The organism is Streptomyces sp. NPDC058291, assembly GCF_042880855.1.
Taxonomy (GTDB): Bacteria; Actinomycetota; Actinomycetes; order Streptomycetales; family Streptomycetaceae; genus Streptomyces.
In genome coordinates this window covers 1-24,621 of the sequence record NZ_JBHVYK010000110.1, presented here as the reverse complement: position 1 = coordinate 24,621, position 24,621 = coordinate 1, and the positions used below count along the sequence as shown (strand labels likewise).

Annotated in this window: 18 protein-coding genes and 1 pseudogene; 12 read left to right on the top strand and 7 right to left on the bottom strand. The window is 71.2% G+C overall.

The window, feature by feature from the left end:
• Positions 1–147 precede the first annotated feature (147 nt).
• Complete coding sequence (ileS, locus tag ACFVYK_RS34220) at positions 148–3,285, bottom strand: isoleucine--tRNA ligase (RefSeq protein ID WP_389780629.1); 3,138 nt, start codon at positions 3,283–3,285, stop codon at positions 148–150.
• Positions 3,286–3,888: 603 nt separating this feature from the next.
• On the opposite strand from ileS, the gene ACFVYK_RS34215 reads away from it, so the two are divergent.
• The 6 genes and pseudogenes from ACFVYK_RS34215 to ACFVYK_RS34190 all read left to right on the top strand — a co-directional run.
• Positions 3,889–4,800: a TraR/DksA family transcriptional regulator gene (locus tag ACFVYK_RS34215; protein WP_389780628.1), complete on the top strand. Its 912-nt coding sequence runs from the start codon at positions 3,889–3,891 to the stop codon at positions 4,798–4,800.
• A gap of 67 nt (positions 4,801–4,867) precedes the next feature.
• On the top strand, positions 4,868–5,464 hold the full coding sequence (lspA, locus tag ACFVYK_RS34210) for a signal peptidase II (protein WP_389780627.1): 597 nt from the start codon (positions 4,868–4,870) through the stop codon (positions 5,462–5,464).
• A gap of 74 nt (positions 5,465–5,538) precedes the next feature.
• Positions 5,539–6,483 carry an RluA family pseudouridine synthase gene (locus ACFVYK_RS34205; RefSeq protein WP_389780626.1) on the top strand — a complete coding sequence of 315 codons (945 nt, stop codon included), beginning with the start codon at positions 5,539–5,541 and terminating at the stop codon, positions 6,481–6,483.
• Positions 6,480–6,953 carry a GNAT family N-acetyltransferase gene (locus tag ACFVYK_RS34200; protein ID WP_389780625.1) on the top strand — a complete coding sequence of 158 codons (474 nt, stop codon included), beginning with the start codon at positions 6,480–6,482 and terminating at the stop codon, positions 6,951–6,953. Before ACFVYK_RS34205 ends, ACFVYK_RS34200 begins: the two co-directional genes overlap by 4 nt.
• A gap of 66 nt (positions 6,954–7,019) precedes the next feature.
• On the top strand, positions 7,020–8,606 hold the full coding sequence (locus tag ACFVYK_RS34195; protein WP_389780624.1) for a Na+/H+ antiporter: 1,587 nt from the start codon (positions 7,020–7,022) through the stop codon (positions 8,604–8,606).
• Positions 8,607–8,734: 128 nt separating this feature from the next.
• A pseudogene (locus tag ACFVYK_RS34190) lies at positions 8,735–9,468 on the top strand (SDR family NAD(P)-dependent oxidoreductase); the annotation flags it as partial.
• Positions 9,469–9,474: 6 nt separating this feature from the next.
• Here ACFVYK_RS34190 and ACFVYK_RS34185 read toward each other — a convergent pair.
• On the bottom strand, positions 9,475–10,587 hold the full coding sequence (locus ACFVYK_RS34185) for a mechanosensitive ion channel family protein (RefSeq protein WP_389780623.1): 1,113 nt from the start codon (positions 10,585–10,587) through the stop codon (positions 9,475–9,477).
• A 98-nt stretch (positions 10,588–10,685) separates the two neighbouring features.
• Here ACFVYK_RS34185 and ACFVYK_RS34180 point away from each other — a divergent pair, with 98 nt between their 5' ends.
• The gene (locus ACFVYK_RS34180; protein ID WP_389780622.1) at positions 10,686–11,255 is read left to right on the top strand and encodes a dienelactone hydrolase family protein; all 570 of its coding nucleotides are present in this window, start codon (positions 10,686–10,688) and stop codon (positions 11,253–11,255) included.
• 43 nt (positions 11,256–11,298) lie between these two features.
• On the opposite strand, the gene ACFVYK_RS34175 is transcribed toward ACFVYK_RS34180, so the two are convergent.
• From ACFVYK_RS34175 to ACFVYK_RS34160, 4 genes are all read right to left on the bottom strand, one after another.
• Entirely contained in the window at positions 11,299–12,978 is a 1,680-nt protein-coding gene (locus tag ACFVYK_RS34175) for an alkaline phosphatase D family protein (RefSeq protein ID WP_389780621.1), read from the bottom strand.
• A gap of 398 nt (positions 12,979–13,376) precedes the next feature.
• Positions 13,377–14,198, bottom strand: coding sequence for a thioredoxin domain-containing protein (locus tag ACFVYK_RS34170; protein WP_389780620.1), 822 nt, complete (start codon positions 14,196–14,198; stop codon positions 13,377–13,379).
• A 98-nt stretch (positions 14,199–14,296) separates the two neighbouring features.
• Entirely contained in the window at positions 14,297–14,989 is a 693-nt protein-coding gene (locus ACFVYK_RS34165; protein WP_389780619.1) for a hypothetical protein, read from the bottom strand.
• A 67-nt stretch (positions 14,990–15,056) separates the two neighbouring features.
• Positions 15,057–16,382 (bottom strand): DUF2252 domain-containing protein, encoded by a 1,326-nt coding sequence (locus tag ACFVYK_RS34160; RefSeq protein WP_389780618.1) that lies wholly within the window; start codon positions 16,380–16,382, stop codon positions 15,057–15,059.
• Between the two features lie 215 nt (positions 16,383–16,597).
• On the opposite strand from ACFVYK_RS34160, the gene dnaE reads away from it, so the two are divergent.
• The gene (dnaE, locus tag ACFVYK_RS34155; protein ID WP_389780617.1) at positions 16,598–20,137 is read left to right on the top strand and encodes a DNA polymerase III subunit alpha; all 3,540 of its coding nucleotides are present in this window, start codon (positions 16,598–16,600) and stop codon (positions 20,135–20,137) included.
• 82 nt (positions 20,138–20,219) lie between these two features.
• Here dnaE and ACFVYK_RS34150 read toward each other — a convergent pair whose 3' ends face one another.
• Positions 20,220–20,384, bottom strand: a complete 165-nt coding sequence (locus ACFVYK_RS34150) for a hypothetical protein (protein ID WP_389780616.1) — start codon at positions 20,382–20,384, stop codon at positions 20,220–20,222.
• Between the two features lie 224 nt (positions 20,385–20,608).
• On the opposite strand from ACFVYK_RS34150, the gene ACFVYK_RS34145 reads away from it, so the two are divergent.
• From ACFVYK_RS34145 to ACFVYK_RS34130, 4 genes are all read left to right on the top strand, one after another.
• On the top strand, positions 20,609–21,829 hold the full coding sequence (locus tag ACFVYK_RS34145; protein WP_389780615.1) for an NYN domain-containing protein: 1,221 nt from the start codon (positions 20,609–20,611) through the stop codon (positions 21,827–21,829).
• A 108-nt stretch (positions 21,830–21,937) separates the two neighbouring features.
• Positions 21,938–22,912: an ABC transporter ATP-binding protein gene (locus ACFVYK_RS34140; protein ID WP_389780630.1), complete on the top strand. Its 975-nt coding sequence runs from the start codon at positions 21,938–21,940 to the stop codon at positions 22,910–22,912.
• A 94-nt stretch (positions 22,913–23,006) separates the two neighbouring features.
• The gene (locus ACFVYK_RS34135) at positions 23,007–23,831 is read left to right on the top strand and encodes an ABC transporter permease (protein ID WP_389780614.1); all 825 of its coding nucleotides are present in this window, start codon (positions 23,007–23,009) and stop codon (positions 23,829–23,831) included.
• 34 nt (positions 23,832–23,865) lie between these two features.
• Positions 23,866–24,552 (top strand): DUF2567 domain-containing protein, encoded by a 687-nt coding sequence (locus ACFVYK_RS34130; protein WP_389780613.1) that lies wholly within the window; start codon positions 23,866–23,868, stop codon positions 24,550–24,552.
• The last annotated feature ends 69 nt before the right edge of the window (positions 24,553–24,621 follow it).

Below are 24,621 nucleotides of genomic sequence, written 5' to 3'. Positions count from 1 at the left end.
CCGGGGCCCCGCCCCTTTTACGCGTGTTGACGAAGGCGGCGGGCGGTGCGCCCTGCGCCCCGGGGCGCCCGCTCGACCAAGGGCCCGGCTCCACCGTGGAGCCGAGCCCTTCCGTCGGCCGTACCCCTTACGCCTTCCGCCTTGGCCTTACGCCTTGCGCAGGCGGAACGTCAGCGTCAGGCCCTCGTCCGTGAACGGGGCGCCGTAGGAGTCGTCCGCCTCGCCCTGGGCGAAGTCCGTGGCGAGGACCTCGTCGGCGATGAGGCCTGCGTGCCCGGACAGGGCGTCGACCACGGCCGGGTCGGTAGCCGTCCAGCGCAGCGCGATGCGGTCGGCCACGTCGAGACCGCTGTTCTTGCGGGCCTCCTGGATCAGCCGGATCGCGTCGCGGGCGAGGCCCGCGCGGCGCAGCTCCTCGGTGATCTCCAGGTCCAGGGCCACGGTGGCGCCGGAGTCGGAGGCCACCGACCAGCCCTCGCGCGGGGTCTCCGTGATGATCACCTCGTCGGGCGCCAGGGCGACCGTCTCGCCGTCGACCTCCACCGACGCCGTGCCCTCGCGCAGGGCGAGGGAGAGCGCGGCCGCGTCGGCGTTCGCGACCGCCTTGGCCACCTCCTGGACCCGCTTGCCGAACCGCTTGCCCAGGGCACGGAAGTTCGCCTTGGCGGTCGTGTCGACCAGCGATCCGCCCACCTCGGACAGTGACGCGAGGGACTCGACGTTCAGCTCCTCCGTGATCTGCGCGTGCAGTTCGGGGGAGAGGGCGTCGAACCCGGCGGCGGCCACGAGCGCGCGCAGCAGCGGCTGGCGGGTCTTGACGCCCGACTCCGCACGCGTGGCGCGGCCCAGCTCCACCAGGCGGCGGACCAGGACCATCTGCTTCGACAGCTCCGGGTCGATCGCCGAGAGGTCGGCCTGCGGCCAGGACGACAGGTGGACGGACTCCGGGGCGCCGGGGGTGACCGGCACGACCAGGTCCTGCCAGACCCGCTCGGTGATGAACGGCGTCAGCGGGGCCATCAGTTTCGTGACCGTCTCGACGACCTCGTGCAGGGTGCGCAGCGCCGCCTTGTCGCCCTGCCAGAAGCGGCGGCGGGAGCGGCGGACGTACCAGTTGGACAGATCGTCGACGAACGCGGAGAGCAGCTTGCCGGCGCGCTGGGTGTCGTAGGACTCCAGGGACTGCGTCACCTGGTCGGTGAGCGCGTGGAGTTCGGAGAGCAGCCAGCGGTCGAGCAGCGGGCGGTCGGCGGGGGCCGGGTCGGCCGCACTGGGCGCCCAGCCGGACGTACGGGCGTACAGGGCCTGGAAGGCGACCGTGTTCCAGTACGTCAGGAGCGTCTTGCGGACGACCTCCTGGATCGTGCCGTGGCCCACCCGGCGGGCCGCCCAGGGGGAGCCGCCGGCCGCCATGAACCAGCGGACCGCGTCGGCGCCGTGCTGGTCCATCAGCGGGATCGGCTGCAGGATGTTGCCCAGGTGCTTGGACATCTTGCGGCCGTCCTCGGCGAGGATGTGACCGAGGCAGACGACGTTCTCGTAGCTGGACTTGTCGAAGACCAGCGTGCCGACGGCCATCAGCGTGTAGAACCAGCCGCGGGTCTGGTCGATGGCCTCGGAGATGAACTGGGCCGGGTAGCGGGACTCGAACAGTTCCTTGTTCTTGTACGGGTAGCCCCACTGCGCGAACGGCATCGAACCCGAGTCGTACCAGGCGTCGATGACCTCCGGCACGCGCGTGGCCGTGCGCCCGCAGCCGTCCTGCGGGCAGGCGAACGTGACCGCGTCGATGAACGGGCGGTGCGGGTCCAGCTCCGACTGGTCGGTGCCGGTGAGCTCGGTCAGCTCCGCGCGCGAGCCCACGACCGTGAGGTGGTCGTCCTCGCAGCGCCAGATCGGCAGGGGGGTGCCCCAGTAGCGGCTGCGGGACAGCGCCCAGTCGATGTTGTTGTTCAGCCAGTCGCCGAACCGTCCGTGCTTGACCGTGTCGGGGAACCAGTTGGTCTTCTCGTTCTCCTGCAGCAGACGGTCCTTGACGGCCGTCGTGCGGATGTACCAGGACGGCTGCGCGTAGTACAGCAGCGCGGTGTGGCAGCGCCAGCAGTGCGGGTAGCTGTGCTCGTACGGGATGTGCTTGAACAGCAGGCCGCGCTGCTGGAGGTCCTCGGTGAGCTGTTCGTCCGCCTTCTTGAAGAAGACGCCGCCGACCATCGGGACGGACTCCTCGAAGGTGCCGTCCGGGCGGACCGGGTTCACCACCGGCAGACCGTAGGAGCGGCAGACCTTGAGGTCGTCCTCGCCGAAGGCGGGCGACTGGTGGACCAGACCCGTGCCGTCCTCGGTGGTGACGTACTCGGCGTTGACGACGTAGTGGGCTGGTTCCGGGAACTCCACGAGCTCGAACGGACGTTGATAGGTCCAGCGCTCCATTTCGGCGCCGGTGAAGGTCTGGCCGGTGGTCTCCCAGCCCTCGCCGAGCGCCTTGGCGAGCAGCGGCTCGGCGACCACGAGCTTCTCCTCCCCGTCGGTGGCGACGACGTAGGTGACCTCCGGGTGCGCGGCCACGGCCGTGTTGGACACCAGCGTCCACGGGGTCGTCGTCCACACCAGGAGCGCTGCCTGGCCGGCGAGCGGACCGGAGGTGAGCGGGAAACGGACGTACACGGACGGGTCGACGACCGTCTCGTAGCCCTGCGCCAGCTCGTGGTCGGACAGGCCGGTGCCGCAGCGGGGGCACCAGGGGGCGACGCGGTGGTCCTGGACCAGCAGGCCCTTGCCGAAGATCTCCTTCAGCGACCACCAGACCGACTCGATGTACTCGGGGTCCATCGTGACGTAGGCGTCGTCGAGGTCGACCCAGTAGCCCATGCGGGTCGTCAGCTCGGAGAAGGCGTCGGTGTGCCGGAGCACGGACTCACGGCAGCGGGCGTTGAAGTCGGCGATGCCGTACGCCTCGATGTCCTTCTTGCCGCTGAAGCCCAGCTCCTTCTCGACCGCCAGCTCCACCGGCAGGCCGTGGCAGTCCCAGCCGGCCTTGCGGGCGACGTGATAGCCGCGCATGGTGCGGAAGCGTGGGAAGACGTCCTTGAAGACACGCGCCTCGATGTGATGGGCGCCCGGCATGCCGTTCGCGGTGGGCGGGCCCTCGTAGAACACCCACTCGGGGCGGCCCTCGGACTGCTCCAGGGTCTTGGCAAAGATCTTCTGCTCGCGCCAGAAGTCGAGCACCGCGTGCTCGAGGGCGGGCAGGTCGACCTGGGCGGGCACCTGGCGGTACTGCGTCATCGATCTTCCTCCGGCGGACGTACTGCCTTCCGTCGGAGGGACGAGAGCCTTCTTGCCTGTGTACGCCGTGTGCGGCGCGCTCCCGCGGTACCACCCTCCTTGGCCCTCCGGGGCGGCCTGCGCTCCGGTGAGCCCCCTCATTGGGGTCGCGATGCCGGGTCTACCAACCCCTGCGGGGTCTTCTTCCGGCGGCTCCGGGGTGATCTTCGCGTCGCGCTCGCCCCCGGGCTCCCACCGTCCCCGGGTCGCTCTGGGCTGCGTACGCCGCTACTCGTCCCCATCCACGCTTTTCGCTGCGCCCAGTGTACGGCTCGGCGACGACGGCGGCCGACCGGTTTACGGGGGACGCGGGCGCGTGCGACCGCGGGGTCCGCAATGCCCCGAATGGCGGCTGAACGGGGAGGTGCGATGGTTCGCGTCGTGGGAGCTGCGACCCGGCGGATTACCCGGCGGGGAGTTGGGCACAACGGATGCAGGCTTGTCGCGTGTCGTGCGCGAGGCGGGCGAATCGGGCGGTGTGCCCCGTTGCCGCGGGCTCCAAGTCGATTTATCGTCCCAGCACGATTCGCGTGCAAGATCACAATATGTGAAGGGGCCGCGGCCATGGTGGCGAAGAAGACCGCCGTACAGCAGTCGGCGTCCGACAGGGACACCAGTGCCTCCGGCGCGGCCAAGGGCTCGACGGCCGGGCGGCCCGTGAAGGCGGTGCGGTCGGCCGCCGCAGGGGAGGCCGCGAGGACGACGGCCGCGAAGGCGGCCGCCGCGAAGAAGACCGCGCAGAAGGAGGTCGCCGGGGAGGGGGCCGCCGCGCAGCGGGCGGTCGCCGAGAAGCCGGTCGCCGAGAAGGCCGTCGCCAAGAAGACGGCCGCCGGGAGGACGACGGCGAAGAAGACGGTCGCCGGGAAGGGCGGCGCCAAGAAGGCGGCGGCCAAGAAGGTCGCCGGTGCCAAGGGCGTGGCCGCGACGAGCGCGGGCAGGAAGAACACGGCCAAGAAGGTGGGCGCGGCCTCGGCCGCGGAGCAGACGGGAGCCACGACTGTGGTTGCGAAGAAGACTCCGGGTACGGCCATGGCGGCGAACACCGCCGTCCCCAAGGCGCGCCTGGCCGCTGCGGAACCGGGCGAGCTGGCGGTGCGCCCCGGCGAGGAGCCGTGGACGCCCGAGGAGGTCGAGGAGGCGCGCGCGGAGCTGGAGTCCGAGCGGGAACGGCTGAGCACGGAGCTGTCCTCGTCCGAGGCCGCCCTGGTCGGCCTGATGCGCGACTCGGGGGACGGCGCCGGCGACGACCAGGCCGACACCGGCACCAAGAACATCACGCGCGAGCACGAACTGGCGCTGGCCGCCAACGCGCGCGAGATGCTGATCCAGACCGAGCACGCCCTGGAGCGGCTGGACGCCGGCACCTACGGGTTGTGCGAGAACTGCGGAAACGCCATCGGCAAGGCCAGGATGCAGGCCTTCCCGCGGGCCACGTTGTGCGTGGAGTGCAAGCAGAAGCAGGAGCGCCGGTACTGATCACCTGGCTGCCGGGGGGTGTGCCGTACCCTCGTCCTCAGTCAGGTACCTAGGTTGAGGGACTCACGTGGCAGAGGCGGAGCGCGTCATCGGTACGCCGGACACCCCAGAGACGGGATCCGAGCCGGAGCAGTCGTCCGGCCCGGGGGAGCAGGAGAGCACCGGGGCGCGGTCCAGGGGCAAGCGCCGTATCGCCGTGCTCTTCGCCGTGGCCGCGTTCGCCTACGCGCTCGACCTGGTGAGCAAGATGATCGTGGTCGCCAAGCTGGAGCACCACGCGCCCGTCGAGGTCGTCGGGGACTGGCTGCGGTTCGAGGCCATCCGCAACGCGGGGGCGGCCTTCGGCTTCGGCGAGGCCTTCACCGTGATCTTCACGGTGATCGCCGCGGCCGTGATCGTGGTGATCGCCCGGTTGGCGCGCAAGCTCTACAGCCTGCCCTGGGCGATCGCGCTGGGGCTGCTGCTGGGCGGCGCCCTGGGCAACCTCACCGACCGGATCTTCCGTGCCCCGGGGGTCTTCGAGGGGGCGGTCGTGGACTTCGTCGCGCCGAAGCACTTCGCGGTCTTCAACCTCGCCGACTCGGCCATCGTGTGCGGCGGCATCCTGATCGTGCTGCTGTCCTTCAAGGGGCTCGACCCGGACGGGACCGTCCACAAGGACTGATCCCGGCCCGGTCTCGCCGCCGGTTGTCCACAGGCCCGTACGGCGGCGCCGCGCCCGTCCTGCATACTCGACGGGTGAGCACGATTCCCGAGATCCGTACCCTGCCCGTGCCGGACGGCCTGGAGGGCGAGCGCGTCGACGCCGCCATCTCCCGCATGTTCGGCTTCTCCCGTACGAAGGCCGCCGAGCTGGCCGCGGCGGGGAAGGTCACGGTCGACGGCTCGGTGGTCGGCAAGTCCGAGCGGGTGATCGGCGGCGCCTGGATGGAAGTCGAGATGCCGCCGGCCCCCGCGCCCGTGCAGATCGTGGCCGAGCCGGTCGAGGGCATGGAGATCGTCCACGACGACGACGACGTGGTCGTGATCGTCAAGCCGGTCGGCGTGGCCGCGCACCCGTCCCCCGGCTGGAGCGGGCCGACGGTGATCGGCGGACTGGCCGCGGCCGGCTACCGCATCTCCACCTCCGGCGCGGCCGAGCGCCAGGGCATCGTGCACCGGCTCGACGTCGGCACGTCCGGTCTGATGGTCGTCGCCAAGTCGGAGCGGGCGTACACCTCGCTGAAGCGCCAGTTCAAGGAGCGCACGGTCGACAAGCGCTACCACACGCTCGTCCAGGGCCACCCCGACCCGACCAGCGGCACCATCGACGCCCCCATCGGCCGCCACCCCCAGCACGACTACAAGTGGGCCGTCACCGCCGAGGGCAAGCCGTCCGTCACGCACTACGACCTCATCGAGGCGTTCCGCGCGGCCTCCCTGCTGGACGTGAAGCTGGAGACGGGCCGCACCCACCAGATCCGGGTGCACATGGCCGCCCACCGCCACCCCTGCGTCGGCGACCTGACGTACGGCGCCGACCCCACCCTCGCCAAGCGGCTGGGCCTGACCCGGCAGTGGCTGCACGCCGTGCGGCTGGGCTTCGAGCACCCCGGCGACGGGCAGTGGGCGGAGTTCGCCAGCGACTACCCCGAGGACCTGACGAAGGCCCTGGACCAGGTCCGCGAGGAGACCTACGGGTGAGCGGCACGCGCGCGTACGAAGTGCGCGTCGCCGAGGACCTCGCCGACCGGGAGGCCTGCTTCGCCGTCCGCAAGGAGGTCTTCGTCGGCGAGCAGGGCGTGCCCGAGGAGCTGGAGTACGACGAGCACGACGCCGACGCCGTGCACGTGCTGGCGGTCGGCGAGGACGGGCGGCCGCTCGGCGCCGGACGGCTGTTGTACGGCGAGGCGGCCGCCGCCAGGACCGGCGGCGATCTGTCGGTGGGCTCGCTGGGGCGGCTCGCCGTGACCCGCGAGGCACGCGGGCTGGGCGTCGGGGCCGCCCTGGTCCGGGCCGTCGAGGACGCGGCACGCGCGCGCGGGCTTCGGGCCGTCGACCTGCACGCACAGACGCAGGCGCTGAGATTCTACGAACGGCTGGGGTACACGGCCTACGGGCCGGAGGACCTGGAGGCGGGCATTCCGCACCGGTCCATGCGGCGTTCGCTGTAGCGGACGGTGGGCGTGCGACGCTGGGGGTCCGGATGTTCTTGATCGTCTAGACCCGGAGTGCTGACCGTGGACCAGTTGGCCCTGCTGTTCGTCCTGTTGCTCGGGGCCGTGGTGAGCGTCCCCGTGGGGGACCGGTTCGGATTGCCCGCGCCGGTGCTGATGACCCTGCTGGGAATCGTCCTGGCGGTGCTCGACTTCGTGCCCAACGTGGAGATCCCGCCCGACCTGATCCTGCCCCTCCTGCTGCCGCCGCTGCTGTACGCGGCGGTGCGGCGGACCTCGTGGCGGCAGTTCGCGGCGAACGTGCGGCCCATCTTCCTGCTCGCCGTGGCGCTGGTGTTCGTCACGACGATCTGCGTGGCCGCCGTGGCCCACACGATCGTGCCGGGGCTGCCGGTCGCCGCCGCCGTCGCGCTGGGGGCGCTCGTCGCGCCGCCCGACCCCGTGGCCGCGACCGCCGTGGCCGGGCAGCTCGGCCTGCCCCGCCGGCTGGTCTCCATCCTGGAGGGCGAGGGGCTGTTCAACGACGTCACGGCCATCGTGCTGTACCACGTCGCGATCGCGGCGGCGGTGAGCGGGACGTTCTCGCCGTGGCGGGCCGGCCTCGACCTGGTGCTGTCCGCCGTGGTGGCGGTGGCCGTGGGCGTCGCGCTCGGCTGGGGCGCGAACCGTCTGCTGGACGTCCTCGGGGACACGACGCTGCAGATCGGGCTGACGCTGCTGGTGCCGTACGCCTCGTACGTGCTGGCGGAGGAGTTCCACGGGTCCGGGGTGCTGGCCGTGCTGACCACCGCGCTGTTCCTCGCCGAGTACGCCACCGACCCCGACGACGTGTTGACCCGGCTGGCCGGCCACACCTTCTGGGACATCGTCGACACCCTCGTCACGGGTGTCGCGTTCGGGCTGATCGGCCTGGAGCTGCACAACGCGATCCGGACGGCTTCGGGCCGGTGGGGGGAGATGCTCGGGTGGGCGGTGGTGATCGTGGCCGTGGTCGTCGTCGTCCGGTTGCTGTGGCTCATGCCGGCGACCTGGCTCACGCAACGGCTGCACGCCAGGAAGGACCACCTGGAGGACATCCCGATCAACTGGCGGGAGACCGTCGTCATGTGGTGGTCGGGTATGCGGGGGGTGGCGTCGGTGGCCTTGGCGCTGGCCGTCCCGCTGAAGACCGACGACGGTGGCCCCTTCCCCGACCGGGACGAGATCGTCTTCATTGCGTTCGGCGTGATCATGGCCACGCTCGTCCTGCAGGGGCTCACCCTGCCGTGGCTGGTGAGGCGGCTCGACGTGCAGTCCGACACCGACCGGGAGAAGGCCTTCGAGAAGGAGCTGGCGGTACGGGCGGCGAAGGCGGCGAAGCAGCGGCTGCGGGAGATCGAGTCCGAGGAGGACCTCTCCGAGGAGCTCGCCGAGCAGATGCTGCGACGGGCTTTCGACATCGGGCTGCGGATCAGCCCGGACGTCGGTGAGGACGAGCGGCGCGAGGGCCACGATCAGCGGGTGCGCCGGCTCAAGCGGGTACGGCGGATCCAGAGCGAGATGCTGAGCGCGGCACGGCACGAGGTGGTCGCGGCGCGCAGCGAACCGGGCGCCGATCCCGAGATCGTGGACCGGGTGCTGCGCCATCTGGACGTGCGCAGCCTCAAGTGAGGTGCGCGGGGCGGACCTTCGAGGTGCGTGCGGCGGACTTCGGCGGCCGTCCGGCGCACGGCGTCCGTTTCACGACGGTCGTGTGAACGGCCGCGCCCCTGGCCGGACCCTGTCATTACGCTCGGATCATGGGACGCAACGTGGTGAGTGAGGGCGGCACGGGGATCGGGCTCGCCGCGGCGCGGCTGTTCGCCGCCGACGGCGACCGGGTGCTGCTGCTCGGGCGGCGGGCGGAGGTGCTGGAGAAGGCCGGGGTGGACGGAGCGCTCGCTACCCCGCGGACCTGAGCGAGCCGGCGCAGGTGCGCGGCGTCGCCCGCTTCGTCGAGGCCGAGTTCGGCACGGTGGACATGCTGATCCACAGCGCCGGGGGCGCGGGGCACGTGGAGCCGCCGAGCGACGGCGACGATCCGCTGGACCGGGTCGCGCACGACTGGAGCGTCGCCATCCGGAGCAACACCCTCAGCACGGCCCTGCTGACCGAGGCGCTCAAGGACCGGCTCGCCTCGCCCGGCGGACGGGTGCTGTTCATCCGCTCGATCGCCGCCTACCGGGGGTCGGGCAGCGGAGCCCACGGCGGCGCCGAGGCCGCGCTGCACCCGTACGCCCGCGACCTCGCCCGGCAGCTCGGTCCGCGCGGGATCACCGCGAACGTCGTCGCACCCGGCTATGTCGAGGACACCGAGTTCTTCGGGGCGGCGATCGAGCCGGCACGGCGCGAGCGGCTCGTCGGCGAGACCTTCACCGGCCGGGCCGGGACGCCCGCCGACATCGCCGCCACCCTGCACTGGCTTGCCTCCCCGGCCGCCGGACACGTCAGTTCGCAGGTCGTCCAGGTCAACGGGGGCGCCGAGCGGGGCAACCGACGCTCAGCGGCCCGGGCGCGGCGACTCCGAGACGCGGCGGGCCGCACCGTCGGGAGAGGAGCTCTGGGCCGGCAGACGGCCCGGGGGCAGGGCCGCGCTCGCGGTGTTGACCCGCGGCAGCGCGTACGGGTGCTCCTTCCACAGCCAGCGGATCATCTCCTCGCGGACCCTGACCCGCACCGTCCAGATGTCGTCGGCGTCCTTGGCCGTGACCAGCGCCCGCACCTGCATGGTGTTGGGCGTGGTGTCCGTCACGTCCAGCCCGTAGGCGCGGCCGTCCCAGGCCGGGCACTGGCGCAGGATGTCGCGCAGCTTCTCCCGCATCGCCTCCACCGGCGCCGCGTGGTCGACGTGCCAGTAGACGATGCCGGTCATCTGCGGGGTGCCGCGCGACCAGTTCTCGAACGGCTTCGAGGTGAAGTACGACACGGGCATCGTGATGCGGCGCTCGTCCCAGGTGCGCACGGTCAGGAAGGTCAGGGTGATCTCCTCGATCGTGCCCCACTCGCCGTCCACCACGACCGTGTCGCCGATGCGCACCATGTCGCCGAACGCGATCTGCAGCCCGGCGAACAGGTTGCTCAGCGTGGACTGGGCGGCCACACCGGCGACGATGCCGAGGATCCCGGCGGAGGCCAGCAGGGAGGCGCCCGCCGCACGCATCGCGGGGAACGTCAGCAGCATCGCGGCGGCCGCGACCACGCCGACGACGGCCGAGACCACCCGCATGATCAGCGACACCTGGGTCCGCACCCTGCGCACCCGGGCCGCGTCGCGGTGCATCCGCGCGTAGTGCGAGTACGACGTCTCGACGACCGCCCCGGCGATGCGGATCACCAGCCAGGCCGCCGAGCCGATCAGCACCAGGGTGAGGGTGCGGCCGATGCCGGTCTTGTGGTCCTGCAGCATTTGCGCCTGGTCGTAGGAGCCTCTGAGCATCGCCGCGCACAGCACCAGCTGATAGGGGATGCGACCACGGCGCAGCAGGCCCCAGAGAGAGGTCTCGGGGTGCCGTTGGTCGGCCTTGCACAGCAGACGGTCGGTGGCCCAGCCGATGAGGACGGTCAGCACCACCGATCCGCCCACCACGATCACGGGGCGGAGCAGGTTCTCCATGCCTTCGAACGTAACCGGGTCCGTACGACCTTGAACCTGCGACTTCTGTGAGGAGTCGCACGCGCAGCGCTGTCGGCGCGGGCTGGCACCATGGGCGTATGAACATCATGCTCTTCCATTCGACCTACGGTCTGCGGCCCGCGGTGCACGCCGCGGCGGACCGGCTGCGCGCCGCCGGACACGAGGTCCGCACCCCCGACCTCTTCGACGGGCGCACGTTCGACACGGTCGAGGAGGGCATGGCGTACAAGGAGGAGATCGGCAAGGACGACCTGCTCAAGCGAGCTGTCCTGGCCGCCGCCCCCTACTCGGAGCGGGGGCTGGTGTACGCCGGGTTCTCGCTGGGCGCCTCCGTGGCGCAGACCCTCGCCCTCGGCGACGACAAGGCGCGCGGCCTGCTGCTCCTGCACGGGACCTCGGACCTCGCGCCGAACGTCACGGTGGACGATCTGCCGGTGCAGCTGCACGTGGCCGAGCCGGACCCCTTCGAGACCGACGACTGGCTGAGCGCCTGGTACCTGCAGATGGGCAGAGCCGGCGCCGACGTGGAGATCTACCGGTACGCGGGCGCCGGGCACCTCTACACCGACCCCGAGTTGCCCGACTACGACGCGGAGGCAGCCGAGGCCACCTGGCGGGTGGCGCTCGGCTTCCTCGAGACCCTCTGACCATGACCGGGGAGTTCGCCGGCCGCATCCCTCCGGCCGGCGGCTACACCGGGTCGTACGTGCGCTCCGCCTTCTGCGTGCCGCTGCGCGTGCGGTAGGAACGGGACCAGGAGGAGGTCGCGGTGGGGCTCGTCCGGTCGGACACGACGTAGTAGTCCATCTGCGCGCGCTCGGCGGTGATGTCCAGGACGCCGTAACCGTGCCGGTCGGTGTCCACGAAGTGCACATGCCGGTTGGCGGCCCGGATGACCGGGGAGGCCGCCGCGGTGAGCGTGCCCTCGGGGACCTTCACGATGTCGTCGAGGTTGTCGGAGGTCACCGAGGTGACCACGAACTCCGTGGCGGCCGAGGCCGACAGGGGGTAGGTCCCGGCGTCCACCGGCACGTCGTTGGCCCACGCCATGTGGATGTCGCCGGTCAGGAAGACCGTGTTGCGGATGGCGTTCGAGCGCAGGTGGGCGAGGAGTTCACGGCGGTCGTCGGTGTAGCCGTCCCACTGGTCGGTGTTGAGGCCGAGACCGTCCTCGGGCAGGCCGAGCAGCTTGGCCAGCGGCTTGAACAGGTCCGCCGAGAGCGAGCCGATCACGAACGGCGAGATCATCACCGAGTTGCCGACCAGCCGCCAGGTGGTGTCGGACGCCGCCAGCCCGGCCTTCAGCCAGTCCAGCTGGGCGCGGCCGGTGATCGTGCGGTCCGGGTCGTCCACCGCGCCCTTGCCGACGGCGACCTGCTGGGAGCGGAAGGACCGCAGATCCAGCAGGGACAGGTCGGCGAGCTTGCCGAAGCGCAGCCGGCGGTAGGTGGTGCCGGCGATCGCCGGGCGCACCGGCATCCACTCGAAGTAGGCCTGCTTGGCGGCCGCCTGACGGGCCGACCAGGCGCCCTCGGCGCCCTCGGTGTGGTTCTCCGCGCCGCCCGACCAGGTGTCGTTCGCGAACTCGTGGTCGTCCCATATCGCGATGACCGGCGCTTTGGCGTGCAGCGACCGCAGGTCCGGGTCGGTCTTGTACTTGCCGTGACGGGCGCGGTAGTCGGCGAGCGTGAGGATCTCGTGCGTGGGCGAGGTCTCCCGTACGACGACGCCGCGGGCGGTGTACTCGCCGGTGCCGTACTCGTAGATGTAGTCGCCGAGGTGCAGCCAGGCGTCCAGGTCGCCGCGGGCCGCGAGGTGGCGGTACGAGGAGAAGTAGCCGGCCTCCCAGTTGGCGCAGGAGACCACGCCGAAGCGCAGGCCGGCCACCGTCGCGTCCGCCGCCGGCGCGGTGCGGGTGCGCGCCACCGGGGAGTCGACGCCGCCGGCCGAGAAGCGGAACCAGTAGTCGGTGGCGGGCGCGAGGCCACGGACGTCGGCCTTGACGGTGTGGTCGCTCGCGGCGGTGGCGGTGACGGAGCCCTTGGCGACGATGTCCGTCAGGGCCTTGTCGCGCGCGACGACCCAGCTCACCTCGGTGTCAGGGCCGAGTCCCGAGCCCGGCGTCGCCTCGGCGGTGGGCGTCACCCGGGTCCACAGCAGCACGCCCTCCGGCAGCGGGTCCCCGGAGGCGAGGCCGTGCAGGAACGCGGGGGCCTCGGCGGCGCGGGCGGGCAGCGCGGCGACGAGCGGGCCGGCCAGCACGGCGGTGGCGGCAGCCGCCTTGACGACCGTACGGCGGCGCGGCGACGGTGAGTTGGGGCGCGGCGACGAGATGTCGGCGCTCTCGGACGTTCTGTGTCTACTGGTCACGGCCGATCAGATTACTGACCGGTACGACCGGGGGCGGGTGAACGGCAAAGAAGTTCGCCCGCTCTTCGACTGAGCGTCAGGCGCCGGGCTCCGAGGCGGGAGCGACGGGCGGCGCCCCGGTCTCCCGCCGTCCTGCCGCGACCCCCGCCCCCAGCACTCCCTGCGGAGACGTTCGCCGGGAGGACGGAACGGCCCGTCGACGAACCGGCGGGCCGTCCCGGAGCGCCGAAGTCAGCAGGTGTGGACGGACCCGGACGACGGCGACAGGTTCTCGGGGAAGATCCAGCCCTTGGTCCGGCCGCTGCCCACACGCCGTTTTCCATGACCTCCGGCCCGGAAAAGCGGAATGCCCCGGACCGGTCACAACGCGGTCCGGGGCATTTCCGCTACTCCGATACTCAGCCCTTGAGCAACGGGGCGAGCGCGCTGTGGAAGTCGGCGACGGTCATGGGGGCGCTGCCGTTGCTGCCGTTGACGAGCTTGCCGTCCATCACGAGGGACGGAGTTCCCTGGATGTTGTACTTCTTGCTGTCCGTGTCGAACTTGTCGCTCATGACGAGAGCCCACTTGTCATACGTGCCGTTCTTCACGGCGGTCTGGAACTTCGCATTGCCCTTCAGGGCCGAGACCGTGTCCGCCACCTTGATCAGGTAGGAATCGTCCTTGAACTTGTCGTCGGTCTCGTCCGGGTGGTACTTGGCCGAGTACAGCGCGGTCTTGTACTCGAGGAAAGCCTCGGAGCTGACGTTGAGCGCCGCTCCGAGAGCGCTCAGCGCGTTCTTGGAGCCCTCGCCGGTGAGCTTGTCGTCGAGGAAGGTGGCGCCCACGTACTGGATCTTGTACTTGCCGTCCGTGACGTCCTTGTCGACCGTCGGGCCGACGGTCTGCTCGAACTGGGCGCAGACGGGGCAGCGCGGGTCCTCGTACATCGCGAGGGTCTTCTTGGCGCTCGCCTTGCCGATGACGACCGTCGTGCCGTTCTCCCCGCTGGTGTTGGCCGGCTTGACGAGCTTCTGGCTCTTGACGTCCTCCCAGTAGCCCGGCTTGTTGGCCTGGACGACGGCGTAACCTATGCCGCCGGCCACGGCCAGCACGGCGACGGCCGAGAGGGCGACGATGACCTGCCGCTTGGTCTTGGCCCGCTTGGCCTCGCGCTCGCGCTCGATGCGCAGCCGCTCCCGGGCCGCCGTCTTCGCCTCAGAGCTGTTCCGCTTGCTCATGGTGTTCTCCAAAGGGACGCGCACCCGTGGGTACGCGGAAGTTTCGTGGGGACGTGCAGGGACTGGGACCGAGCCGTGCTCGGGTGCCGCGGGTCCGCTCAGACCGCGACGGCCGGGCACGGCGGACCACGCCGTCCCAGGGAGTGCACGAGGATCCGCTCGCGGACGGCGGCCGTACGGCGCGCGGGGCGCGGCAGGCGGCGGGCCGCCGGGGCCCGGCGCACGGTCACGGCGGCGACGGCCAGCAGCAGCGGCCGGAAGGTGTTCGCGGTCGCCGCCCGCAACAGCTGGGCCAGCGCCCGCTCGCCCCGGCGCAGCCAGGCGGCGGCGAGCAGGCCGACGCAGACGTGCGCGGCGAGCAGCAGCCAGGCGGTGGCCGGGTCGGCGTGGGCGAGCAGGCCGCCGAGCCGGTCGGTGTCGGCGCCGGTGACCTGGGCCAGCGGACTGCCGAACGGCGTCCCGTCGCCGCAGAGCACGTCCCAGCCGACCGAGGCCAGCGGCCCGGCGACCGGGCCGCCCGCCCGGCCGTAGCAGACGTGCTGTCCGGTGGTGAAGACGGTGTCGGCGGCCAGCTCCAGCGGGACCAGCAGGGCGGCGATCCGCCCGAAGCCGCGCTCGCGGCCGGCGAGGGCGTAGGCGAGGGCGAACACGGCGGCCGCGACGGCGGCCACCGTGTTGAGCGGCAGCGGGACCCGCGACAGCAGCACGTGCGACGCGCTGCTGAGCGTCACGACGACGGCCGTGAACAGCGCCGCGCGTACGGCTCTGAGGCGGATCCCGGATATGTCCATAGCGGAGGAGAGTGTGCCACGTGCTCCTGTAGGGGACCGCTAAAGGGTCCCTGTGAGCGGAGGGCTGTCAGAGACCGGGAATCCGGCCGTTGCGGAACAGGTCGACGAAGATCTGGTGGTCGGCACGCGCGCGTGCGCCGTAGGTGTGCGCGAAGTCGACCAGCAGCGGCGCGAAGCCGTCCTCGTCGGCCGCGATGGCCGCGTCGATGGCCCGTTCCGTGGAGAACGGCACCAGGGACTCGCCGGACTGGTCGTCCGCGGCCGCGTGCATGGTGGCCGTGGCCCGGCCCAGGTCGGCGACGACGCCCGCGATCTCCTCCGGATCGTCGATGTCGCCCCAGTTCAGGTCGACCGCGTACGGCGACACCTCGGCGACCAGCTGCCCCGCGCCGTCCAGCTCGGTCCAGCCCAGCCACGGGTCGGCGTGCGCCTGCAGGGCACGCTGGGAGATCACCGTGCGGTGGCCCTCGTGCTGGAAGTAGCCGCGGATCGCCGGGTCGGTGATGTGCCGGGAGACGGCCGGGGTCTGCGCCTGCTTGATGTAGATCACCACGTCGTTCTCCAGGGCGTCGCTGTTGCCCTCCAGGAGGATGTTGTACGACGGCAGGCCCGCCGACCCGATGCCGATGCCGCGGCGGCCGACGACGTCCTTGACGCGGTAGGAGTCCGGGCGGGTGAGCGAGGACTCCGGCAGCGTCTCCAGATAGCCGTCGAAGGCGGCCAGGACCTTGTAGCGGGTCGCCGCGTCCAGCTCGATGGAGCCGCCGTCCGGCGCGAAGCGGCGCTCGAAGTCGCGGATCTCCGTCATCGAGTCCAGCAGGCCGAAGCGGGTCAGCGAGCGGGCGTCGCGCAGCGCGTCCAGCAGGGGTCCCTGGGCGGTGTCCAGGGTGAAGGGCGGCACCTCGTCGCTCTTGGCGCCGGTCGCCAGCGCGTGGACGCGCTCGCGGTAGGCGCCCGCGTAGACCTCCACCAGCTCGGTGATCTGGTCGTCGGAGAGCGCCTTCGCGTACCCGATGAGGGCGAGGGAGGCGGACAGGCGCTTGAGGTCCCAGGTGAAGGGGCCGACGTAGGCCTCGTCGAAGTCGTTGACGTTGAAGATCAGCCGGCCCGTGGCGTCCATGTACGTGCCGAAGTTCTCCGCGTGCAGGTCGCCGTGGATCCACACGCGCGAGGTGCGGTCGTCGAGGAACGGGCCGCCCCGCCTCTCGGCCTCCAGGTCGTGGTAGAAGAGGCCCGCCGTGCCCCGGTAGAACGCGAACGCCGAGGCCGCCATCTTCCGGAACTTCACCCGGAACGCGGCCGGGTCGGCGGCCAGGAGCTCGCCGAAGGCGGTGTCGAAGACGGCGAGGATCTGCTCGCCGCGGTGCTCGTCGTCGAGCTGCGGAACCGACATCGCTGGGTGCCTCCTGGTGCATGACGTGTACGACAGCGTTTCTGTCGTCTCCAACGGGCGGAGCCGTGCGAAAGTGCCCGTGCCCCTCGCTGTGAAGGTACGCGGGTGAGCCCCCGGAGTGTCAGTGGCGAGGCATAGACTTCGACGCTGTCCCCCGGTGCGTGCGCGACCCGTGGGACGCCAGTCGACCCTTGTTCCCCCTGGAGGCCGCAGCCGTGTCAAAGCCGCCGTTCACGCACCTGCACGTCCACACCCAGTACTCGCTGCTGGACGGTGCCGCGCGGCTGAAGGACATGTTCGACGCGTGCAACGAGATGGGCATGACCCATATCGCGATGTCCGACCACGGCAACCTGCACGGGGCCTACGACTTCTTCCACACCGCGAAGAAGGCCGGAGTCACCCCGATCATCGGGATCGAGGCGTACGTCGCCCCCGAGTCGCGGCGCAACAAGCGCAAGATCCAGTGGGGCCAGCCGCACCAGAAGCGCGACGACGTCTCCGGTTCCGGCGGTTACACCCACAAGACGATCTGGGCGGCGAACGCGACGGGTCTGCACAACCTCTTCCGGCTGTCCTCCGACGCGTACGCCGAGGGCTGGCTGCAGAAGTGGCCCCGGATGGACAAGGAGACCATCTCCCAGTGGTCCGAGGGGCTCATCGCCTCCACCGGCTGCCCTTCCGGCGAGCTCCAGACCCGGCTGCGCCTCGGCCAGTTCGACGAGGCCCTGAAGTCGGCCGCCGAGTACCAGGACATCTTCGGCAAGGACCGTTACTTCCTGGAGCTGATGGACCACGGCATCGACATCGAGCACCGGGTCCGCGACGGCCTGCTGGAGATCGGCAGGAAGCTCGGCATCCCGCCGCTGGTGACGAACGACTCGCACTACACGTACGCGCACGAGGCGACCGCGCACGACGCGCTGCTGTGCATCCAGACCGGCAAGAACCTCTCCGACCCGGACCGCTTCCGCTTCGACGGCACCGGCTACTACCTGAAGTCCACGGAGGAGATGTACGCCATCGACTCCTCGGACGCCTGGCAGGAGGGGTGCGCCAACACCCTCCTGGTGGCCGAGCAGATCGACACCACCGGCATGTTCGAGGCCAAGAACCTCATGCCGAAGTTCGACATCCCCGAGGGCTACACCGAGGTCAGCTGGTTCAAGGAGGAGGTCCGCCGGGGCATGGAGCGCCGCTTCCCGGGCGGCATCCCGGAGGACCGGCAGAAGCAGGCCGAGTACGAGATGGACGTCATCATCCAGATGGGGTTCCCGGGCTACTTCCTCGTCGTCGCCGACTTCATCATGTGGGCCAAGAACAACGGCATCGCGGTCGGCCCCGGCCGAGGCTCCGCGGCCGGCTCGATCGTCGCCTACGCGATGGGCATCACCGACCTCGACCCCATCCCGCACGGTCTGATCTTCGAGCGGTTCCTCAACCCCGAGCGCGTCTCCATGCCCGACGTCGACATCGACTTCGACGAGCGCAGGCGCGTCGAGGTGATCCGCTACGTGACCGAGAAGTACGGCGCCGACAAGGTCGCCATGATCGGCACCTACGGCAAGATCAAGGCGAAGAACGCCATCAAGGACTCCGCGCGCGTGCTGGGCTACCCGTACGCGATGGGCGACCGCCTCACCAAGGCCATGCCCGCCGACGTCCTGGGCAAGGGCATCGACCTCAACGGCATCACCGACCCCTCGCACCCGCGCTACAGCGAGGCCGGCGAGATCCGCGCGATGTACGAGAACGAGCCGGACGTCAAGAAGGTCATCGACACCGCCAAGGGCGTCGAGGGCCTGGTCCGGCAGATGGGCGTGCACGCCGCCGGCGTGATCATGTCCAGCGAGCCCATCGTCGATCACGCCCCCATCTGGGTGCGGCACACCGACGGCGTGACCATCACGCAGTGGGATTACCCGCAGTGCGAGTCGCTCGGCCTGCTGAAGATGGACTTCCTCGGCCTGCGCAACCTGACGATCATGGACGACGCCGTCAAGATGGTGAAGTCCAACAAGGGCATCGACCTCGACCTGCTGGCCCTGCCGCTCGACGATCCCAAGACCTTCGAACTGCTCCAGCGCGGTGAGACCCTCGGCGTCTTCCAGTTCGACGGCGGGCCCATGCGCTCGCTGCTGCGGCTGATGAAGCCGGACAACTTCGAGGACATCTCCGCAGTCTCGGCGCTCTACCGTCCCGGCCCGATGGGCATGGACTCGCACACCAACTACGCCCTGCGCAAGAACAAGCTCCAGGAGATCACCCCGATCCACCCGGAGCTGGAGGAGCCCCTCGAAGAGGTCCTGGCCGTCACCTACGGCCTGATCGTCTACCAGGAGCAGGTGCAGAAGGCCGCCCAGATCATCGCCGGGTACTCGCTCGGCGAGGCCGACATCCTGCGTCGCGTGATGGGCAAGAAGAAGCCCGACGAACTCGCGAAGAACTTCACCATCTTCCAGGCCGGCGCGAAGAAGAACGGCTACAGCGACGAGGCGATCAAGGCGCTGTGGGACGTGCTGGTGCCGTTCGCCGGCTACGCCTTCAACAAGGCGCACTCCGCAGCGTACGGACTGGTGTCGTACTGGACGGCGTACCTGAAGGCGAACTACCCGGCCGAGTACATGGCCGGGCTGCTCACCTCGGTGAAGGACGACAAGGACAAGTCGGCCGTCTACCTCAACGAGTGCCGGCGCATGGGCATCAAGGTGCTGCCGCCGAACGTCAACGAGTCGGTGCACAACTTCGCCGCGCAGGGCGACGACGTGATCCTCTTCGGCCTCGAGGCCGTGCGCAACGTCGGCACCAACGTGGTGGAGTCGATCATCAGGAGCCGCAAGGCCAAGGGGAAGTACCTCTCGTTCCCGGACTACCTCGACAAGGTCGAGGCGGTCGCCTGCAACAAGCGCACCACGGAGTCGCTGATCAAGGCCGGCGCGTTCGACACCATGGGGCACACCCGCAAGGGTCTGACCGCACAGTTCGAGCCGATGATCGACAACGTGGTCGCGGTCAAGCGCAAGGAGGCCGAGGGGCAGTTCGACCTCTTCGGCGGGATGGGCGACGAGGACACCAGCGAGCCCGGCTTCGGCCTCGACGTCGAGTTCACCACCGACGAGTGGGAGAAGACGTATCTGCTCGCCCAGGAGCGGGAGATGCTCGGTCTGTACGTCTCCGACCACCCGCTCTTCGGCCTGGAGCACGTGCTGTCCGACAAGGCCGACGCGGGCATCGCCCAGCTCACCGGCGGTGAGCACGCGGACGGCGCGGTGGTGACCATCGGCGGCATCATCTCGGGCCTGCAGCGCAAGATGACCAAGCAGGGCAACGCCTGGGCGATCGCCACCGTCGAGGACCTCGCCGGTTCCATCGAGTGCATGTTCTTCCCCGCGACGTACCAGCTCGTGTCGACGCAACTGGTCGAGGACGCCGTCGTCTTCGTCAAGGGCCGGCTCGACAAGCGCGAGGACGTGCCGCGGCTCGTCGCGATGGAGTTGCAGGTCCCCGACCTGTCGAACGCGGGCACCAACGCGCCGGTGATCCTCACCATCCCGGCCACCCGGGTCACCCCGCCGATGATCAACCGTCTCGGCGAGATCCTCACCCACCACCGGGGCGACAGCGAGGTCCGGATCAGGCTCCAGGGGCCGACGAAGACGACCGTCCTGCGCCTGGACCGGCACCGGGTCAAGCCCGACCCGGCGCTGTTCGGCGATCTGAAGGTGCTGCTCGGCCCGTCCTGCCTGGCCGGCTGATCGCGAGATGAACCGAGGGGCGCATCCGGTATGGGATGCGCCCCTCGCTGTGCCCGGGTCGCAACAGCCCGTCGTGCCGAGGTCAGTTGTGGCCGAAGCGCTTCTGCCGGCCCTTGTGGGCCATGTCGGCAGGTGTCACCTGGGCGATGTGCTGTTCGGCCTGCGACTCCATCGTGGACGGGCGTGCCGCCTGCTGACCACGCTCGGACTGCGGCTGCTTACGTTCCTGCTTCTTGTTCTTGGTCATGGTGCTCTGCCTCCTGGGTTGGATCTCGGTGCCAGGGCCGCGACCAGATTCACATAGGCTGACTTACGACGCATTTCGGATAATTACCGTCTGTAACAGGGTTTGTCGGAGCGCAGGTACGCGAAACGCCACGCCGAAGATCGAGTTCGGGCCGTTAACCTCCGCACGGTCGGGCAGACTCGAAGGAAGCCCGAAGCAAACCTCCCGGAAAGAGGGTGAGTCGTGTGGACCGCTGCATCGTCCTGGTGGACGCCGGGTATCTGCTGGGGGCCGCCGCGAGTCTCCTCGCCGGGGAACCCTCGCGCTCCCGCATCACCGTCGACCACGCCGCCCTCGTCCAGGGCCTGCGCGAACAGGCCGAGTCCGAGACCGAGCGCCCGCTGCTGCGCATCTACTGGTTCGACGGCGCGCCCGACCGCGTCCCCCAGCCGGAGCACCGCAGGCTGCGGGTGATGCCCCGGGTGACCGTCCGGCTGGGCGCCCTCACCCGCAGCGACGGGCGGTGGGCCCAGAAGGGCGTCGACGCCGCCATGCACGCGGAGCTGACCGAACTGGCCCGCAACCGCGCCTGCTCCGACGTCGTCCTCGTCACCGGCGACGGCGATCTGCTGCCCGGGATGATGGCCGCCAAGGAGCACGGCGTCGCCGTCCACCTGTGGGCCGTGCAGGCCGCCGACGGCGACTACAACCAGTCCGAGGACCTGGTCGCCGAGGCCGACGAGCGGCGCGTCCTGGACCGCATCTGGATCACCAAGGCCGTCCGCGCCAAGGACCTCGGCGGGATCTGCGCGCCGCCGCCCGCGCCCCGGCCCGAGATCGCCGCCATCCTCTCCGCCCCGCTGCCCGACTCCGGCCTCGCGCCGGCCGCCGAGCGCACCCCCGACGAGCCCGAACACCCCTCCGGGGGCGCCGGCTCGGAGAACGGCACGCAGGAGCGCGTCCCCGCCCCCAAGGGCGTGCCGACCCCCAAGGACCTGGCCGCCCTGCGCGCCCCCGGCGCCCCGGCCGTCCAGCAGCCCGCCACCGCGACCCTGCGCTGGTCCTCCGACAAGGGCTGGGTCGACCGCCCCGGGACCGCCCCCGAGCCCTCCGAGGTCGCCTCGATGCCGACCCTCGCGCAGGTCACCACGGCGGAGCAGCGGTGGGCCGACCGCGAGGAGGACATCACCACCGTCGGCGGCGACCCCTACGAGGTGGGCCAGGTCTTCGCCCGCCGCTGGATGGGGCGGCTCGGCGACCAGGGCCATCTGCAGAAGCTGTCCGGCATGTACCCGCGGATCCCGCACCGCATCGACGGCGAGCTGCTGCGGTACGCGGCCCGCTTCGGTCTGCTGGCCCACAAGGACGACCAGATCGACGAACACGACCGGTACGCCATCCGGGCGGGTTTCTGGCGCGAGGTCGACGTGCGCACCGCCGCCGAACCCGCTCCGGCGGGGGACTGAACCGGGCGTCCCGGACGCCCCCGACGGCGGGCGGAGGTCCCCGACCCCGTAGTCTCGTTCCTTGTGAGTACGCGCGCGGCATCGGCAGTCCGGCACCGGGACGAGGTCGTGTGCGCCGTGCGCGGGCTGACGAAGTCCTATCCGGCGGTCCGTGGCCGGCGCGGCGCTCCCGCGACACCCGAGGTGCGGGCCACCGACGACGTGCGGCTGGACATCCGGCGCGGTGAGATCTTCGGGCTGCTCGGTCCGAACGGCGCCGGCAAGACCACCCTCGTACGCCAGATGACCGGGCTGATGCGGCCCGACGCGGGCAGCGTGGAGATCCTCGGCCACGACATCGTGCGCCACCCCGACCGGGCCGCGCGCATCCTCGCCTATCTCGGGCAGGAGTCCACCGCCCTCGACGAACTCACCGTCTCGCTGGCCGCCGAGACCACCGGGCGGCTGCGCGGCCTCCACGTGCACGAGGCCCGCCGGGAGCGCGACGCCGTCCTCGACGAACTGGGCCTCACACCGCTCGCCGGGCGGCCGCTGCGCAAGCTGTCCGGCGGGCAGCGCCGGCTCGCCTGCTTCGCCGCCGCGCTGGTGGGCGAACGGCCCCTGCTGGTGCTGGACGAGCCCACCACCGGGATGGACCCCGTGGCGCGCCGGGCCGTGTGGGCCGCCGTGGACCGGCGCAGGGCCGAGCGCGGGACGACCGTGCTGCTCGTCACCCACAACGTCATCGAGGCCGAGACGGTCCTGGACCGGGTCGCCGTCCTCGACCAGGGGCGCGTCATCGCCTGTGACACCCCTGCCGGGCTCAAGGAACAGGTCGCCGGCGAGGTGCGGGTGGAGCTGGTGTGGCGTGAGCGGGCGCCGCTGGACGTGCCCGAGGTCGCCGCGCTGCGCGAACGGGCGGTGGAGTCCGGGCGCCGCTGGACGCTGCGCCTGGCCCCCGACGAGGCCCGGGCCGTCGTCGCCACCGTCACCGGCGGGGCCGCCTTCGCCGCGCTGGACGACTTCACCCTGGCCACCCCGAGCCTGGAGGACGTCTACCTGGCGCTGGGCGGAGCCGCCCGGCAGGGGCTGGTGCGGGCGTGAGCGCGTGGACGACGGCGGGCGCCGGGCTGAGCGGGCGAGCCCCCGGGCCCGTATGGGACGGTAGGAGAACCGTAGGGAAATGGAGCAGCGCCACGTGAGTGTCGTACCCGCCGAGGTTCTGCCGGGCGGCGCCCGGGCCGTCACGGAGACCGCCCGCACCGGCGCCGCCGAGCTCGCGCCGCGCGCCCGGCTGTGGCCGTCGCTCGTGGCCGTGTACCGGGCGCAGCTGTCCCGGGCCCGGGTGGCGCGCATCCCGCTGCTGTTCGTGGCGACCTTCCAGTCCGTCGGCATCCTGATCATGATGCGGGGCGTGGTCGACGGAGGACGTGAGGCGGAGTCCGTGGTGGCGGGGTCCGCGGTGCTGGTCGTCGCGTTCGTCGCGCTCAACCTGCTCGCGCAGTACTTCGGTCAGCTGCGGGCGAGCGGGGGCCTGGACCACTATGCGACGCTGCCCGTGCCGCCCGCGGCCGTGGTGCTGGGGGCGGCGGGCGCGTACGCCTCCTTCACGGTGCCCGGCACGCTGGTGACCGCCGTGTTCGGGTGCGTGCTGTTCGGGCTGCCGCTGACGCACCTGTGGGTGCTCGTGGCCGTCATCCCGCTGGCCGGCGCCGCCCTGTCCGGGCTCGGCGCGGCCTTCGGACTGCTCGCGCCGCGGCCGGAGCTGGCCACGGTGCTCGGTCAGCTCGGCATGTCGGCCGCGCTGCTGCTGGGCGTGCTGCCGCCGGACCGGATGCCGGAGGCGGTGCGCTTCGCCCGTGACCTGCTGCCGTCGACGTACGGGGTCGAGGCGTTCGCCCGGACCTTCGGGGCGGACCCCGACTGGGCGTACGTGTTCGGCGACCTCGCCGTGTGCGCGGGCGTGGGCGTCGCCTCGCTCGCCGTCGCCACCTGGGCGTACCGCCGGGCCGCCGTCCGGTGACGCGCCGCTCGGGCGGGCCTGGCACGATGTCAGGGTGACCGCACCGCTGACTCCGCCTCCGCCGCCGCACGAACCGTCTTCGCACGACGCCTGGCCGTCGCCCGCGGGGCACACGGGAGCGGCCGCCGCGCCCCACGACGTCGCGTACGGACAGGACGGGCCCGGGATGAAGACCGAACTGCGCGAGGCCGCCGTGATCGCGGTCGCGGTCACCGTCGCCGGAGCGCTGCTCGGGCTGCTGTGGGTGTGGCTGGCCCCGAACGTGCCCCTCGTCGGCGACCTCGCGGACGGCCAGTGGGTCGTCTACTTCAAGGACACCGAGGGGGAGCAGGCGATCGGGGTGGACGGAACGTTCACCCTGCTGGCCCTGGCGTGCGGCGCGGTGAGCGCGCTCGCGGTGTTCGTCTGGCGGCGGCGCGGGGGAGTGCCGCTGGCCGTCGCGCTCGCGGTCGGCGGGTTCCTCGGGTCGCTGCTGGCCTGGCGGCTGGGCGTGTGGCTCGGACCCGCGTCGGATGTGATCGCGCATGCGCGGTCGGCGGGCAAGGGGGTGACGTTCTCCGCGCCGCTGAAGCTCGGCGCGAAGGGGGCGCTGCTCGCGTGGCCGCTCGCCGCGTCGCTGGTGCATCTGGGGCTCACGGCCCTGTTCGGTCCCCGCGACCCCGACCCGTACGAGCCCTACGGCACACCGCCCAAGGACGGATACGGCGCGCCCCTGGCCTAGGGCCTGTCTGATAATTGATCTTGTGGTGGGTCGTGGTGAGTTGACGGATGTGGCGTGGGAGCGGATAGC

Excerpts from the sequence above, each read along its gene's own strand:
- ACFVYK_RS34170 (WP_389780620.1), bottom strand. The coding sequence starts at position 14,198 with ATGAGCAAGCGGAACAGCTCTGAGGCGAAGACGGCGGCCCGGGAGCGG.
- ACFVYK_RS34150 (WP_389780616.1), bottom strand. The coding sequence starts at position 20,384 with ATGACCAAGAACAAGAAGCAGGAACGTAAGCAGCCGCAGTCCGAGCGT.
- ACFVYK_RS34165 (WP_389780619.1), bottom strand. The coding sequence starts at position 14,989 with ATGGACATATCCGGGATCCGCCTCAGAGCCGTACGCGCGGCGCTGTTC.
- ACFVYK_RS34160 (WP_389780618.1), bottom strand. The coding sequence starts at position 16,382 with ATGTCGGTTCCGCAGCTCGACGACGAGCACCGCGGCGAGCAGATCCTC.
- ACFVYK_RS34185 (WP_389780623.1), bottom strand. The coding sequence starts at position 10,587 with ATGGAGAACCTGCTCCGCCCCGTGATCGTGGTGGGCGGATCGGTGGTG.
- ACFVYK_RS34215 (WP_389780628.1), top strand. The coding sequence starts at position 3,889 with ATGGTGGCGAAGAAGACCGCCGTACAGCAGTCGGCGTCCGACAGGGAC.
- ileS (WP_389780629.1), bottom strand. The coding sequence starts at position 3,285 with ATGACGCAGTACCGCCAGGTGCCCGCCCAGGTCGACCTGCCCGCCCTC.
- ACFVYK_RS34180 (WP_389780622.1), top strand. The coding sequence starts at position 10,686 with ATGAACATCATGCTCTTCCATTCGACCTACGGTCTGCGGCCCGCGGTG.